Genomic DNA, 15,051 nt, shown 5'->3' with positions numbered 1-15,051 from the left:
AAAAAAAGCGTAGCACAAACCATGGCCTTGGTTTGTGCTACTAATGTTAGTATGTTTCCAGGCGGGCCGGCTTCAGCTAATTTCTTCCTCCCAATGCTCGGAAGAAATGGATCTTCTGCTCGTCCTAGCTCGCCTCGGAGTCGTCCCTGTGGCTGCTGCAGGGAAATTAAAAAAGGTTTTTGCGATGAAAATCTCTCTTTATAAAGCTGTTTTCTCCAATAATGAGATGGTTTTCTCTCCGAAACGTCCGGTGGAGACGCCGATGGGAATAAGCGCAGTCAGAAGATCCTTTTCCATGGCGCAGGCCATGGAAAATAGCTGAAGACCAGCCCCCCGGCAAGCTTCCACCGGTAAGAGAAGGAGCTTATACAACGACTGGAATAAAGATTAGCCACCGATCATTTAATCAACAAACTGAAAACATCCCGGGAGAAAACTCTCCCGGGATGTTTTAGTACAGAGAAAAAAAACTAATATCAGATTTCTTTTTCCCAGTTGGCTTTTTCTTCTTTCCGCATATTTTCAGCTGTTTCCTCGGGATAGGCTGTGCGGAATTTGTGGTGGTCCTGAGGGATCAGTTCAATCATTTTCTGAACCATGTCTTCCGGGTCGAATTGATTTTCGAGTCCCTGCTCGCTTTCTTTCAGGTTTTGAGGAGATGTCCAATGAATTTTTTCGTCAAACCATTCCCATTTTTCTTCAACGGCCCGGTCATTAAAGCCGGTCGCAAACGGTCCGGGATTGATAGTTGCAACCTGTACGTTGAATTCCTCCATTTCTTCCTGCAGGGATTTGGCGATCGCTTCCAGTGCATGTTTGGAGGAAGCGTAAAGACCTTTGTAGGCAGAAGACATAACCCCGGCCATAGAAGAAAGGAAAATAATTTTTCCTTCACGTTTTTCCACGAAATGACCGGCAGCAATCCGTGCCGTTTCCAGCGTACTGAAAACGTTGACTTCAAACAAATTCCGCAGAGCTGTCATTGGGACTTCCCAGATCGGACCGCCTTCATTAACGGCTGCATTGGCGACGAATATATCGTAATCATAGCGCTTCATACGTTCCCGGTCATTTTCATTAGTTATATCCATTTTGAAAATTTCAAGTTCGACCCCTTCTTTATCGGCGGCTTCCCGCAGGGAGGTAATCTGCGGATGAATTTCTACAGCCGCAATAACCTGATGCCCCTTTTTTGCCAGCCCGAGAGCTGCCCCGCGGCCGAGACCTGTGCCTGCCCCCGTAATGAAAATGGTTTTTGCCATGTTAACATCCCCCAAAAAAGTATTTTTAAGACTGTAAATGATATTCCCGGCGAGAGGGGATATAAACATGGAGGCGGAGATGCGTTTCTTCTGTTAATTATTTCTGCCGGCAATTTTTCTCGTAATCGTTTTTTCGATCTCAATCACGATAAAAAGAAGAACTCCCATAGCGGCTGGAATAATCCAGAACTCCAGACCGATCGGCACGGTACCAAAAGCGGTGTTCATGAAAGGAACATAAAGAATAAACATCTGCAGCACTATGAGCAGAGCGGATACGATGAAAGCTGTTTTGTTTTTAAAGAAATTTTTGTTAAAAGCGAAGCCTGTTTCGTTTCGGCAGTTAAACAAATGAAACATCTGAAGAATAACGATCGTCTGCAGGACGATACTCTGCAGCATCTGTTCTTCCACCCCGTTTTGAAGCATATAAAGGTAGACGGCAAAAGAGGTGCCGGCAATTAAAATGGAAACAAAAACAACACGGAAAATATAATACGGCGTCAGCAGGGGAGTCTGTACCGGACGCGGTTTTTCTTTCATTGTTCCTTCTTCGAGCGGCTCAAACGCCAGTGCAAGAGACACGGTAACAGCAATGACCATATTTACCCATAATATCTGCAGCGGTGAGAGAGGCATCGACGTTCCAAGAAGGATGGCGATTGTAATGAGAAGAGCCTGCCCTCCGTTTGTTGGAAGGATGTAAAGTATCGTTTTTTTCAAGTTGGCGTATACGCGCCGTCCTTCTTCCACCGCTCCGACAATCGTTTCAAAGTTATCATCGACGAGAATCATCTGGGCGGATTCTTTTGCTGCTTCCGTCCCTTTAATTCCCATCGCAACACCGATATCCGCCCGCTTGAGTGCGGGAGCATCGTTAACGCCGTCTCCGGTCATAGCGGCAACCTGGTCGTTATCCTGAAGGGCCTTAACGATCCGAAGCTTATTATCGGGACTTGTTCTGGCGAATATATCGTATTCAAGAATCGCCTCGTCAAGCTCTTCGTCCGTCATCTCGTCAATTTCTCTGCCTTCAAGCCCTTTAACCCCATCGCCGATACCGAGCTGTCTCCCAATCGCTGCGGCTGTATCTTTATGGTCCCCGGTAATCATCTTTACACGGATGCCTGCCGAAGCGCATTCCCGTACAGCGATCACGGCTTCTTCCCGCGGCGGATCGATAATGCCGGCGAGCCCGAGAAGGGTAAAGTCCTGCGTCAAATCCTCATGAGTAAGAGTTTCTTTAGCCTGATCGACTTGAATCATTCCAGCAGCAAGAACCCGTTCTCCCTTGGAAGCCCGTTTTTTCATGGCCTGCTGCCAGCTGTCTTCATTAAAGTCACCGGATCCGCGGGCCAGATCAAACAGACGGTCCGGAGCCCCTTTAACAAAAATGCGTCGTCCTTCTGGAGTATCAGCGAGAACTGCCATATATTTATACTCCGAATCAAACGGGATTTTCTGTATAACTTCATACTGGGGAATGGATATGTCTGCTTTTTCCGCGGCTGTCAGCAGGCAGCCTTCTGTAGGTTCTCCATTCATTACCCAGGAGCCGTCCGGCTTTTTTGTCAGGCTCGCATCGTTACAGGTCTTCATCGAAGCAAGAAAATCGAAAAGGTCGGTTCGGCTTTCTGTATTCACCTGGCTCCCGTCGAGCTGTATCTCTCCGGCAGGATCGTAGCCGGTTCCGGTTACCTCATAGCGATGATCCTTTGTCAGGATGGACGTCACTGTCATTTCGTTTTTTGTAAGCGTGCCGGTTTTGTCCGAACATATCACTGTGACAGCTCCCAGTGTTTCCACAGAAGGAAGATTTCGGACGATGGCTTTACGCCGAGCCATATTCTGGACGCCGAGAGCGAGAATAATAGAAATAATCGCCGGAAGTCCTTCCGGTATCGCTGCTACAGCCAGTCCTATAATGGAAAGCAGCAGTTCTCCGGCCGCATAGTCACGGACGAAGTATCCGAAAAGAAAAATAAAAAAGGAAGATCCAAGAATCGCAAAAGCGACGGTTTTTCCGAAGCGGTCTGTCTGTCTCATTAAGGGAGTTTTCAGTTCTTCCACTTCACTTATGGAACGGTTGATTTTTCCGATTTCCGTCTGTTCACCGACAGCTACAACGATGCCTTTTCCGCTGCCGGAAGTAACGGCAGTTCCCGAAAAAACCATATTTTCCTGATCACCAAGAACGGTGTCTTCGGGAAGCGGGGAGGTCTTTTTTTCAGAGGAAGTCGATTCTCCGGTCAGTGCTGCTTCTTCCGCTGCGAGGTTGCTTGATTCAACGATACGCAGATCGGCGGGAACTTTATCCCCGGCATTAAGAAGGACAACGTCACCTGGTACGAGTTCGGAAGCGGATACGTTCTGCCTTACTCCGTCACGCACTGTCACAGCTTCAAGTGAAAGCATATTCCGGATGCCCTGAAGAGCCTTTTCTGCTTTGTTTTCCTGCATATAACCGATAGCTGCATTGATAAATGCGACCAGAAGTATAACGACAGTATCAATATAATGTCCGAGCACTCCGGTTATTACAGCGGCTGCGAGGAGAATGTAGATAAGTATGTCGTTAAAATGACGGATGAATTTAAGGACAGCGCTTTCATTTTTCGCCTCAGGAAGCTCGTTAGGTCCGTGGATTTCAAGCCGGTCGGCAGCTTCTTCACGGCTGAGTCCTTCCTTTGCATCAGTGTTCCAATAAGTTATCGTCTCTTTTCTGTCATAAGTATGCCACTTTTTTTCAGGCATTTTTTTTCACCACCGCTATAAGAATAGTTACTTTACATATACCCCCGGGGATTATTTGTGAAACAGTGAACAAATAATTTATACTTCTATTCTACCAGATACAGGTTTCTGTAGAACAGTTAACAACATGTGCACGCTTTATCAATGAAGGAGAAAATAGCTTTTCAGAGCCCTCGGGGTAGAGGGAAAAAAGCTTTCTGGAATAACCGCAGCTGGTTTTAAAATGCAGGAAGAGTGGGATATTATTGTATCAGGTGCTTACTCTAACATGAAGCGGGAAAGGAGATTAAATAAATGAAAACGAAGGAAGTTATTCAGGCGTTTAACGAAGCTTTTGCAGCAAACGACATTTCTTTTATGGCAGATAATATGGCTGAAAATATCGTTTGGGAAGTAAAAGGAGAGACTGTCATTATCGGAAAGCAGAATGTTTTGAACTACTTAAATGACAGAGGGGGAGAAGGAATTTTCAATCTGACCGTGGAAAATCTTCTGATGGAAGGAAGCATGGCAGCGTGCAGCGGTGTAAGACATATGGAGAACAGCGAAAAAATACATGACTTCTGTGATATTTATACATTAAATGACGAAAACGGCATGATAGAAAAAGTAATTTCTTTTACAGCAGAAAGGCAGGAGGAGTTTTTTTAGCCGGGCTGCCTTAAAAATAAGCTGTGTTAATGTTTGGTTTTGGCCCGAGGAAACTTCGCTTCAGCCGGCCTTCCATGGAGGTAAATAAAATCACACCGAAGCCCATGTACGTTCATGAAGACTTTGGTGTGACAGAGACAGCCTGATAATAATTTCTATTTAATACAGGCTGCTTATACGGTTAAAATTTAATTCATTTTTTTAAATGGATAAAACAGCACTTTTTTACTGCGGCAGTAGTGAACGAGAGGCTTCTGCCTCGTTACGCTCCGCGGCAGAAAGTGCAGAAGCTCATTCTGGTAAATGTGAAGCTTCGCTTCCTGCAGATCCCACGGATCGTGATAAATTGGTCCTGCAGTGACTTTATTTTTTTCTGCTTTCAGCAGGCTGTATCTTTCTGTGAGCCAGTGTGATAAAGTGCCTGCTTTCGAATAAAAAGGAGCGCTGAGCGGAGCAAAGTCTGCTTCAAAGTTCACCTTTGGCTGACCACGGTGATTTCTTTGACTCACATAATGGATTAATCCTTTGTTTTTTTGACGTTCCATACGGGCATGGAAATAAGGAAGGCCGGCCACAGTCCGGGCGCCACGTACAGCCAGCATGGAATCCGCATCCATCGTAATAAAGAAAACACCATGCTCTCCTTTGTACTTAACGTATGTACGTACGTTAAGCTCCAGGAAAGGCTGGATAGATAAGTTGCGTCCCATCCACCGGGCTTCGTTATGAGTGCCAAGAAAGGGGACGACGCCAATCCACGCCTGCCCCTGAAACGTATCCAGCTCAAGAGGTGGAGGAATGAATATTTTTAAAGCATCCGGCTGAACAGGCCAGTGAATCAGCAGCAGGTCCTCCCATGTCTGAGTGGCAATCCATGGACGCTTAGGCTGCTTCATTTATCTGCTCCTTTCTGCTCTGCGTATTTTCCAGTAATTATCGCATTGATTTCTTCGGCATTTCTTGTCGGCAGCTGATGAAAGGCTCCGGAGATTTTTACTATTTCCGCATCTGGAAGAAATCTGCGGTACATGTTCACGTACGGACGGGCGATGGGATCCCATTCGCCGTATATATAAGTTACAGGACATGTTATTTCTGTCAGTCGTTCTGTAGCCTTATAATGTCTTCCATAGTAGTACATACTGCGGACAAGACCGGGATTCGAGCGGCGGATTCGTTCCTTTAATCCGGCACGGTTATCCTGCCTGTTCGTATGAGACACGGACAGGGCCCGGGCCATGAGGGCTCGAAAATCATTGCCGGCTGCCCATTCCCCAAGCTGAATTTTAGCAGAAAGAAAAGCAGTCTTTACTTCCGGGAACGTGCAGAGAAGGATCAGTCCTTTTGTTCTTTCCGGATAAGCAGCAGCAAATTCCTGAGAAGCGCTTCCACCTAGAGAATAGCCGCACAGCAGAATTTCTTCCAGACCGAGATGATCAGCCAGGGCAAGGATATCAGCGCTCCATTCCTGTACGCTGTGTTCTTTTCGTTCATTGGAAGGGCTTCGTCCGGTACCGGCAGGATCGAAGGAAATAACGCGGAACTTTCGGCTCAGCCTTTCTTTCTGCTGGCGGAAAGGCTCCGTTCCAAGAGCCGGGGGCGGGACAAAGAAAAGAGGGGGGCCGTCTCCTGTTTCTTCATAATAAAGAAGATCCTCTCCAGATTGAAAAAATGGCATAATACAGCTCCTTCCGGCGTTAAGGTAGTGATCGGTCAGTTCTTCTTTATCTATTCCCCGATTACTCCGCCTGAAACGAGAATCAGCTATTTTAAGTCAGTGGTGTATAACGGGAACAAGTAAGCGGAGGAGGAAAAAATGAACAAACTTATTTTCAGCAGAAAAGGTTTTGATTCTTCTTCTGGATATGGCTACTCCCCGTATGATCCTGCTACGGGGAAATACATTCTGCTGCCGATTCCGGAAGGAGAAAAAGCATTTAATCCACATTCCTACAAGAACTTAAAACTGCGTGAGGAATATTTGAAAGGAATAAAGGCAGGAAATCTTCAGGAACTCGTTGAAAACCCGCTGTTGAGCTTCAGTGGGAAATCCAGGGAGACTGTGGGAAGTTCCTATGCTCACTATGATCCGATACTCGGAAAGCCGCCCTGGCTCCGCAACGGGCCGGAGTTTGGTGTTTTCGGACAGACCGGGGGCGCCGCCGGCCATCTTTGGAATAATAATGTAAAAGAAGGAAGCGTTTTTCTTTTTTTCAGCCGGTTCAAACCGGTTAAAAACAGGGTTCATCCCCTGGACCCGCGGGGTGGCTGGAGCGACGGGGCGTATTACATATACGGATGGCTGAAAGCAGGAAAAGTGATTACAGGAAGCAACAGGGAAGAACTTCCCGGCGAAGTGAGGGCGCAGCATCCCCATGGAGCGGAAGAAAATTTTATTAAAAGCAGTAACAATACGCTTTATCTTGCTTCCGATCGATTATTTCCTGACCTGGACATCCCCGGCAGCGGCTATTTTCCACGCCTTGATGACAAGCTGCTTCTTTCCTCACCGCTGCATAAAAATAAACCGAGTGTATGGCAGCTGCCGGCCTTTTTCCATGAAACTCACTATCAGCCGACGTACTTGGAAGAGGCAGAGCAGGAAAATAAAAAATGGCTTAGAAGTTCGGAGAATCCGGAAGTGTACTACGTCCAGTCACCAGCAAGAGGCCAGGAATACGTGGCACCGCTGGAAAATAAAAGTGAAGACTGGCTGAGAAGCCTGTTTAATGACTGGGAAGAATAAGTGAAAAGAGCTGCCTGCCGGTTGCAAGCCGGGGCAGCTCTTTCTGTTTATTATTACTCAGGGCGCTGAATTCTTGGACTGTCAGTTGGTATTTCAGTATCGTAAAATTCCGGATCAATGTCGTAAATTTCTTCTGTAGCAAGGCCGAGCAGTGTTTCATAAATTCCAATATAGCTCTGCTTAATCAGCATACCGCTCGATTTCTGACCTGTATGGCCGTTTGGATGCTGTTGGCCGCGTGTTTCATAAAGCATGATGGCGGCATCATTTAAAGAAAAGCTTCCAAGAGCTGTACCTGGCAGATTAACATCGGGATAGCGGGAAACGGCACCGAATGGAGAGTTACCTTTTTGAAGCACTTGGTAAACGTGGCTGTTTACCTGCTTGGAAAGTTCCAAGGATTCTTCGCTCAGCTGATAGTCTGTACCATTGTGGCTGACTACGTTATCTTCATCGACTACCTGCCCGAGGATCTGCAGTGTATTCAATCGGTCATCGTCCTCAGAAACGGTATTGCTGTAGCGGTGGTGGTGATCAATAAACAAGTCTGGTTCAAGCTCTGCAAATACATCACGGGAAGCCTGGGCTTCCGGTGTCACGTAAAATCCAGGTTCAGAACCGACACCCGGGAGAAGACCTGCATCTTCTTCAGTAAGTTCAAAAGAGAGGTCCGGATGGAAATCGCGATTGACATCAAAGCCGAGTTCTTCACTGGCCCAGTCCCGGCCATGGTACCATGGAGCAGGTGTATCTTCAGATAATCCCCACTCCTCCGGGGTCCATTCCTGGAAGTTTCTGCGCTGTTTTGCCTGACCTTCTTCCCGTTCAATAATTTCTGCGCCGTCCGGATTGAGCATAGGAACAATCCACACGGTTACGTTATCCAGAATCGTCCGCACATCTTGGTTATTGCTCATTGCCAGCGTCTGAATAAGATCAAGGGCAGCTTCTGTACCTCCCTGCTCATCACCATGAATTTGTGTCTGCAAGTAGACTTTTGGATTATCCGTATCGGATTCTCCAAATTTGACTGCGTAAATCGGGTGGTCGTACTTAGCTGACTGGCCGACGACATCAAGGTCCATTCTACCGTCGCGGGCACGCTCTTCAATCTCCTCCAGCTGCTCGTGCATTTTCTCCGGAGAAATAAAACGCTCCAGCTTCGTCTGCTGTTCCGGCTGAATCCAGGGGCCGTTGGGCTTGGATTGAGGTTCTGCGCCTGCAGAAGCAGGCAGCACAGTAGTAAGCAGCAGGGGAGCTGCAAGGGCAGAAAAAATAACCTTTTTCAATGTAATCATCCTTTCCTGAATATGTAGTATGCCATAACTTTAGCGTACCGAAATAAAAGATCCTACAATTTTCGGAAAATTAAAACTTTTATCTGGTTTTTGATCATTATAAAGAGAGGGAGGAGGTACATAGGAGTAGTATAAAATGGTCCTTTTATATGAGTATTTCACTTGGAAAATAAGAAAGAGGGTGAAAACTTTTTTATTCGGTTCTCAGGGAAGCCTGCGAAATGCCTCACACGTGGTGAAATAATGCAGAAGGATCGAGTAAGGGAAAGAGTTTGATTATAAAAACATTCTATATAATTTGAACTTACTACCTCTACAGCTGGAACGACTGTCGTTAAAAAGCGTTCTGCTCTCTTAATAGGAAGAAAAAATGTCATAATTTCAAAAAGCAATAAATTTTAAGCATCTGCAGTGGACGTGGGAGGGCTCCAGGGCGAATAAGAACGAGCCGCCTCAACCGGCTGGGAGGAAGGGATTAGCTGAGGCCGGCCGCCCGGAAAGCGTCCCCATGGAAACGAAAGCGGCTGGTTACAGAAGCTAAACCAAATTATTAAGTTTTTATAGTTTTTTTCTGGTTTTTCAGACCTTCATAGAAGGGGTGATCAGGAAGTCAAAAAAAACTGATCCCGGAACCGGGACCAGCCTGAGAGTTATTTTATTTTGTTGAAGTCGTAAAAGTAAACGCCTTTCTTTTTGCCGTAATAAACGACCGGATCTTCTTTCGTAAGATCGACAGGAAGAAAATCAAGCAGCTGGTTTTTTGTGATTTTAACGTCAGCCGGGCGTATTTTCCACGGTTTGTAATCGATATTTGACTTAGCTACTTTGTTTCGTTTGACACGGAGCAGCTGATTTCGTTCTGTAAGCCAGTGTTCCAGTGAACCGGGTTCAGGACGGAAAGCTTCTCCTGCCGGTTTGTAGGAGCATTTAAACTGAAGCTCTTTTTCTCCGCTGTGTGTACGGGTACTTTGAATACGGAATCCTTCATTTTTCTCGGTATGCTTCAGATCGGCCTGGTAAAAAGGCAGACCGGCAAGGGTGCGGGAAGCTTTTACAGCGGCTTTATGATCGGCATCCACAGAAAAAAAGTAAACACCGTTTTCTTTTCCGTATTTTACATAGGTACGGACATTTACCTGGTGAAACAAACTGGAAGTCAGCGTCCGTCCGAATCGTTTTGCCTTATTATTTGTGCTTACATATGCAAGTATGGAAATCCAGGCTTTCCCGTCGTAAGTTTCCAGTTCCAGTTCTTCCGGAACGTGCGGTCGAAGTGTTTCCGGGTCGACCGGCCAGTGGAGAAATAATATATCCTCCCACTGCTGATAGGCAAGCCAGTTGCTTTTATTCGTACTCATTAAATGACATCCTCCTCTGAACAGCTAAAGTACCACGGCCATATGGGCCGATTGGTCAGCTTCTATTCTTTACCCCTGAAAAGTACATAATAAGCATGAATTATTGTGGAAAATTACCGGTTATTATCATATGTACGGAATGAATTTTGTGTGACGCAGCAGGAGGGGGGACACGGATATTGATAAGGGCTATATTTCAAAGACTTTAATACAGCCTTCTTCAAAGACGTGCTTATAAGGCAGGATAAAACATTGGTTTTACTAATAATGAAAATATTAACGCTGTGCGGCTGAGACAGGAACACTAATAGGAACAGCACCGTTCGAAAATCCTTTTTGGCGGACTGTTTTCAAGGCAGTCGTATATAAAAAAAGAATATTCAGTTATTATCAATGGGAAAAAGATGTATTATATGCTATTTTAGGAAATAGGGATCTATACTAATTAAAGGAGAGGGTACATATGATGAAAGGTGATCTGCTTATTCCTTCAATGCTTGAACGTGCGGAGCGTTTTTTTCCGAAAAAGGAAGTTGTTTCCCGTACGTCCTCCGGTATTCACCGTTTTACTTATAAAGAAATAGGAAAGCGGACAAGAAAACTTGCAGACCGTCTGCAGCAGTTCGGTATCCAGCGCGGACAGAAAGTAGGAACACTTGCCTGGAATCACCATCGGCATCTGGAGCTGTATTTTGCCGTTCCCGGAATCGGGGCCGTTGTCCATACGATAAATATCCGTCTTTCCCCTGAGCATATTATTTATATTATTAACCATGCAGAAGATGAAATTCTATTCGTGGATGAAGATGTTTTTCCTCTTGTGGAAGCTGTATATGACAAATTAAAAACAGTAAAAGCGGTTGTCGTAATGACTGATAATGAGCTTCCTGAGTCAAAAATTGAAAGCGTTTTCTCTTACGAAGAATGGATCCGGGACGGCAGCGAATCTTTTGAATTTGTGAAAGACATCGATGAGACAGAGCCGGCAGGTATGTGTTTCACTTCAGCTACTACCGGTAATCCGAAGGGAGTGGTCTATACACACCGTTCCACCGTTCTTCACAGTATGAGCCTGTCTCTGGCAGACTCCGCGGCACTTTCGGAATCGGATTCCGTCATGGCTGTTGTACCGATGTTTCATGTTAATGCGTGGGGAATCCCATATGCAAGTACATGGATGGGATCCACACAGGTAATGCCCGGTCCACGGTTTACACCGGATCTTCTGGCCGGAATGATCGAAAAAGAACAGGTGACGGTCACTGCCGGTGTGCCGACGATCTGGCTGGCTCTGCTGAAAGAACTGGAAGAAAATGATTACCGTACCGACAGCCTTCGGGCAGTTATATGCGGTGGTTCAGCCGCACCTGCCGGCATGATTCAGGCGTTCGAGGAAAAATATAACGTTCCGTTTCTTCATGCGTACGGCATGACAGAAACAAGTCCGCTGGCTACCGTTTCCCGCCTGAAGAGCTACCAGCTGGATCTGCCGCAGGAAGAAAAACTGGCTGTCCGTGCGAAACAGGGACTGCTTATTCCCGGACTTGAAATGAAAGTAGCCGGAAGCGGAGGAGAAGTAGCGTGGAATGATGAGGAAATGGGAGAACTGCTGCTTCGCGGGCCGTGGATTGCTGATTCCTACTATAAAGATGACCGGACAGATGAAACGTTTATTGATGGATGGCTGCATACAGGAGATGTATGTACGGTGGATGAAGAAGGTGTTATTAAAATTGTGGACCGGACGAAGGATCTAATCAAAAGCGGAGGCGAATGGATTTCTTCGGTGGATCTGGAAAACGCCCTGATGGCTCATGAAAATGTCTTTGAGGCCTCTGTAGTTTCTGTCCCTGACCCGGAATGGCAGGAACGTCCTGTTGCATGTGTTGTACTGAAAGATGCGGATAAAAACACTTCGAAAGAGGAGGTGCTGGATTTCATCCGGCCGACGTTTGCAAAATGGTGGCTTCCGGATGACGTAATATTTATGGAGGAAATTCCAAAAACTTCTGTCGGGAAGTTTTTGAAGCGGGCACTTCGTGACCAGGTGCAGGAATACTATAAACAAACCAAATAGGTAGTTTTCATAAGTGCCGTGTGCTTGCGGTCAGAATTTTAAAAGGCATGTTCTAAAGAAACACTAATAAGATCCCCCTTTCAGTCGCAGGTCTTGATTCTTCCAGGTTATTCCTTTAAGCTTGGGTACGGACTGTCAGAGGGGGATTTTTTTGTGATGAAAATAATAATAACCGTTCTTCTGCTTATAACGGTCGGTGCAGGAGCCTTTTTCTACATAAGTTTAGACAGGGAAAACGGGGAGCAGCAGGAAAACGCCGGAGAAAGCCTGAACTCGGAAAACAGTGTCAGGATGGATGCAGAAGAAGATTATGTATTTGAACGTTCCGAAAGAGCAGAAGCGGTTGCCTTTCAGGAAAATCAGGAAGAAGCAGCGAGAGAAAAACTGCGTTCTATTCACCGGACAATGAATGAACTGACAGGCTATGGCAGGGTGGAAACATTCCGCTTTGAAGATCTTCGTGAGGGAGAATACCACGATCCGGAAAACCTCATGAATAAAGCAGAAAAGCTGAAGGGTGATTATCTGAATGATTCCCGTGCTGTCGATGATGTAAGCAATTTTATGACGTTTTACAACTATGCTTCTGACCCGGCCGTAGAAGACCGCATGGCGATGCGCTACGCCCACCGGATCATCCATGACCTCGACTACGAAATGAACGGCGTGGAAGAGAGTGGAGAGATCCAAATATATGGGGTGACAGAAGCTTACGGAAATGACGAGAGTCTGCAGGAACTATATGAATACCTGCTTGATGCGGGAGAAACTTTATAGATGTGTAAACTGTCTGGAACAAAGAAACCCTTACATTCATATAGGATGGCCGTCTCTAATAATAAGGACGGCTCAGGATCAGCTGATTTCTTCCTGAACGGTCTTTGCCTCGTTCTGGATTGTTCAGGAGTCGTCACTTGCGGCTCTAAAAAGGAAATAATAAAGAAGTTTTCATCATAAAAGAAACATGATGTCCCGTTTTTTTGTGTCATAAAGCGTTTTTTTCTACGAAACGTCCGGCGGTGACACCTGTGGGATCAGCGAAGTCAGAAGATCCTTTTCAAAGCCGCCAGGCATTGAAAACAGCGGAAGACGAGCCCACGGCAAGCTTCCGCCGGTTAGTGCAGGAGAGCTATACGCTAAAATAAATTTCTCTGCATAGATCATTTAATCAACAAACAGGAAGGCCGTCTCTAGTAGTGATAGAGACGGCCTTCCTGTTTTCTTAAGGTGCAGATCCTCCTTTAAGCAGGTGAACTTTTTTATTGCATGTAGTAAAGAGCGAAGCGTTGGACAGCCTCCGCTGAAAATGGAGCTCTGATTGACTGTTTCTAGAGATCCGTCCTTCAATGTATGTTGAAATTCAAACTTCTCTGCTGAAAATATATTATTTATCTATTTTCATCAAACTTTCACAAAGCTCCTTTAGTATTACAAGGGGAAAGAAGGAGGACAGTTTATGAATGACGCACTATCGATTGGACCGTTTACTATACCGTTTACTACACTTATGGCGGCAGCCGCCCTGGCAGCGGCGTATATATACATACGATACGGGACAGATTTTCAAAAAGAGAAGTATAAAAAGATCCGGGAAGAAGGTTTGAATATACTGGCGGCAGGAATTATCGTCTTTTTATTCGGAACTGTCCTGCTTCGGCTGCCGGCGTTTTTCTCAGATCCGCTTGCTGTGCTGAGCTATCCAGGAGGAGCGGAGGAAATGCTTCTTGCAGCAGCAGTGATGACGGTCTACAGTGTCATACAGGTGAAAAAGCATGATCTGGATGGTGCTGCACTGTTCAGAGTGATTTTTACAATGTTAGTTGCTGCAGAACTTATCTATCACTTTTTTCTACCCTCTGCAGGAGGTTCCGCAGGCAGCCTGCTTCCATTTGCAGCTCATCCTGTTTCCTTTTATATTATTACCGTGGGTGGTATTGTTTTATACTGGATACATCATAAAAAGAGGGACCTGGAACAGATGGTTCTTCCGGCAGTGGTGATATGGACATTCAGCAGGTGGCTGATCGGTTTTTCAGATACAATACATACGTTTTTTATGGTTCCGGTTCCCGGGGCGTATTTTTGGCTTCCGGCTGCAGGAGCAGCATTTCTGTATGTTTTTCAACGAATAAATAAAAAGCAGGTGACAGCATGGAAGAGTTAAGTCAACTAACGATATGGGCGGCTTTTGCTGCGGGAGTGATTTCGTTTATTTCACCTTGTACGCTGCCGCTCTTTCCCGCTTATTTATCATATATAACGGGGATCAGCGTGAAGGAGCTGGAAAACTCTCCGAATAAGAAAATGAGAAGAACACTGATGTTCCATACGTTTTTCTTCCTTCTCGGAGTTTCCACCATTTTCATGGCACTCGGAGTGGGAGCTACCTTTATGGGAGAGAGGCTCCAAAGCCTTGTCATCGGGTCTTCAGGAAACCTCGTTCAGCAGCTGGCAGGTATTTTCATTATCTTTATGGGACTGTTTGTGGCCGGAATCTTTCAGATGAAGAGCCTCATGCAGAACAAACGGTTTAATATTACGAAAAAACCGGCGGGGGTGGCAGGCACGACGTTTGTCGGTATGGGATTTGCTGCAGGATGGACGCCGTGCATCGGGCCGATCTTTGCTTCCATCCTCGTGCTTTCTGCCAGTGATCCGCAGCAGGGATTCTGGTATACGCTGCTTTATGTTATCGGATTTGCGCTCCCGTTCTTCATTCTTACATTCTTTATCGGCTCCACCCGCTGGATCGTTAAATACAGCGGCATCATTATGAAAGCCGGCGGAGGTCTTATGATTCTTATGGGAATTCTCCTGTTTACGGGTCAGATGACGGACATATCAGCGTTTATACTGCGGATGATTGAAGGTACATGGTTTGAAAATCTCGGCTGATAATAGAAAG

12 protein-coding genes are annotated in these 15,051 nt (G+C 45.9%); 6 read left to right on the top strand and 6 right to left on the bottom strand.

The genetic code is table 11. The features are described from left to right. Window positions 1-476: 476 nt before the first annotated feature. Together C6Y45_RS14540 and C6Y45_RS14535 are read right to left on the bottom strand one after the other, a co-directional pair. The gene (locus C6Y45_RS14540; protein ID WP_107585960.1) at window positions 477-1,262 is read right to left on the bottom strand and encodes an SDR family oxidoreductase; all 786 of its coding nucleotides are present in this window, start codon (window positions 1,260-1,262) and stop codon (window positions 477-479) included. 93 nt (window positions 1,263-1,355) lie between these two features. Beyond that, window positions 1,356-4,016 (bottom strand): cation-transporting P-type ATPase, encoded by a 2,661-nt coding sequence (locus C6Y45_RS14535; protein WP_107585959.1) that lies wholly within the window; start codon window positions 4,014-4,016, stop codon window positions 1,356-1,358. A 294-nt stretch (window positions 4,017-4,310) separates the two neighbouring features. Here C6Y45_RS14535 and C6Y45_RS14530 point away from each other — a divergent pair, with 294 nt between their 5' ends. After that, on the top strand, window positions 4,311-4,667 hold the full coding sequence (locus C6Y45_RS14530; RefSeq protein ID WP_107585958.1) for a nuclear transport factor 2 family protein: 357 nt from the start codon (window positions 4,311-4,313) through the stop codon (window positions 4,665-4,667). A gap of 188 nt (window positions 4,668-4,855) precedes the next feature. Here the strand turns inward: C6Y45_RS14530 and C6Y45_RS14525 are convergent, their stop codons facing one another. Further along, window positions 4,856-5,563 (bottom strand): YqjF family protein, encoded by a 708-nt coding sequence (locus C6Y45_RS14525; protein ID WP_107585957.1) that lies wholly within the window; start codon window positions 5,561-5,563, stop codon window positions 4,856-4,858. After that, on the bottom strand, window positions 5,560-6,345 hold the full coding sequence (locus C6Y45_RS14520) for an alpha/beta fold hydrolase (RefSeq protein ID WP_107585956.1): 786 nt from the start codon (window positions 6,343-6,345) through the stop codon (window positions 5,560-5,562). Before C6Y45_RS14520 ends, C6Y45_RS14525 begins: the two co-directional genes overlap by 4 nt. Window positions 6,346-6,483: 138 nt before the next feature. On the opposite strand from C6Y45_RS14520, the gene C6Y45_RS14515 reads away from it, so the two are divergent. Beyond that, window positions 6,484-7,413, top strand: coding sequence for an Nmad3 family putative nucleotide modification protein (locus C6Y45_RS14515; RefSeq protein ID WP_107585955.1), 930 nt, complete (start codon window positions 6,484-6,486; stop codon window positions 7,411-7,413). Window positions 7,414-7,466: 53 nt separating this feature from the next. Here the strand turns inward: C6Y45_RS14515 and C6Y45_RS14510 are convergent, their stop codons facing one another. Beyond that, window positions 7,467-8,702, bottom strand: a complete 1,236-nt coding sequence (locus C6Y45_RS14510; RefSeq protein WP_160058422.1) for a M14 family zinc carboxypeptidase — start codon at window positions 8,700-8,702, stop codon at window positions 7,467-7,469. Between the two features lie 659 nt (window positions 8,703-9,361). Further along, a complete protein-coding gene (locus C6Y45_RS14505; RefSeq protein WP_107585953.1) occupies window positions 9,362-10,069 on the bottom strand; it encodes a YqjF family protein in 708 nt (235 codons plus the stop codon). A gap of 463 nt (window positions 10,070-10,532) precedes the next feature. Between C6Y45_RS14505 and C6Y45_RS14500 the strand changes: the two genes are divergently transcribed. The 4 genes from C6Y45_RS14500 to C6Y45_RS14485 all read left to right on the top strand — a co-directional run bounded on the left by C6Y45_RS14500 (window position 10,533) and on the right by C6Y45_RS14485 (window position 15,041). Then, window positions 10,533-12,146, top strand: a complete 1,614-nt coding sequence (locus C6Y45_RS14500) for a long-chain fatty acid--CoA ligase (protein WP_107585952.1) — start codon at window positions 10,533-10,535, stop codon at window positions 12,144-12,146. Between the two features lie 153 nt (window positions 12,147-12,299). Then, a complete protein-coding gene (locus C6Y45_RS14495) occupies window positions 12,300-12,923 on the top strand; it encodes a hypothetical protein (protein WP_107585951.1) in 624 nt (207 codons plus the stop codon). A gap of 679 nt (window positions 12,924-13,602) precedes the next feature. After that, a complete protein-coding gene (locus tag C6Y45_RS14490) occupies window positions 13,603-14,310 on the top strand; it encodes a hypothetical protein (RefSeq protein WP_107585950.1) in 708 nt (235 codons plus the stop codon). Continuing rightward, window positions 14,298-15,041 (top strand): cytochrome c biogenesis CcdA family protein, encoded by a 744-nt coding sequence (locus tag C6Y45_RS14485; RefSeq protein ID WP_107585949.1) that lies wholly within the window; start codon window positions 14,298-14,300, stop codon window positions 15,039-15,041. Before C6Y45_RS14490 ends, C6Y45_RS14485 begins: the two co-directional genes overlap by 13 nt. Window positions 15,042-15,051 lie beyond the last annotated feature (10 nt).

This window comes from Alkalicoccus saliphilus (assembly GCF_003044065.1).
GTDB classification, from domain to species: domain Bacteria; phylum Bacillota; class Bacilli; order Bacillales; family Salisediminibacteriaceae; genus Alkalicoccus; species Alkalicoccus saliphilus.
This window is presented reverse-complemented; position numbering and strand designations above follow the sequence as displayed.

Coding starts and splice junctions, on each gene's coding strand:
- C6Y45_RS14500 (WP_107585952.1), top strand. CDS start 10,533: ATGATGAAAGGTGATCTGCTTATTCCTTCAATGCTTGAACGTGCGGAG.
- C6Y45_RS14490 (WP_107585950.1), top strand. CDS start 13,603: ATGAATGACGCACTATCGATTGGACCGTTTACTATACCGTTTACTACA.
- C6Y45_RS14535 (WP_107585959.1), bottom strand. CDS start 4,016: ATGCCTGAAAAAAAGTGGCATACTTATGACAGAAAAGAGACGATAACT.
- C6Y45_RS14540 (WP_107585960.1), bottom strand. CDS start 1,262: ATGGCAAAAACCATTTTCATTACGGGGGCAGGCACAGGTCTCGGCCGC.
- C6Y45_RS14525 (WP_107585957.1), bottom strand. CDS start 5,563: ATGAAGCAGCCTAAGCGTCCATGGATTGCCACTCAGACATGGGAGGAC.
- C6Y45_RS14485 (WP_107585949.1), top strand. CDS start 14,298: ATGGAAGAGTTAAGTCAACTAACGATATGGGCGGCTTTTGCTGCGGGA.
- C6Y45_RS14520 (WP_107585956.1), bottom strand. CDS start 6,345: ATGCCATTTTTTCAATCTGGAGAGGATCTTCTTTATTATGAAGAAACA.
- C6Y45_RS14530 (WP_107585958.1), top strand. CDS start 4,311: ATGAAAACGAAGGAAGTTATTCAGGCGTTTAACGAAGCTTTTGCAGCA.
- C6Y45_RS14515 (WP_107585955.1), top strand. CDS start 6,484: ATGAACAAACTTATTTTCAGCAGAAAAGGTTTTGATTCTTCTTCTGGA.
- C6Y45_RS14505 (WP_107585953.1), bottom strand. CDS start 10,069: ATGAGTACGAATAAAAGCAACTGGCTTGCCTATCAGCAGTGGGAGGAT.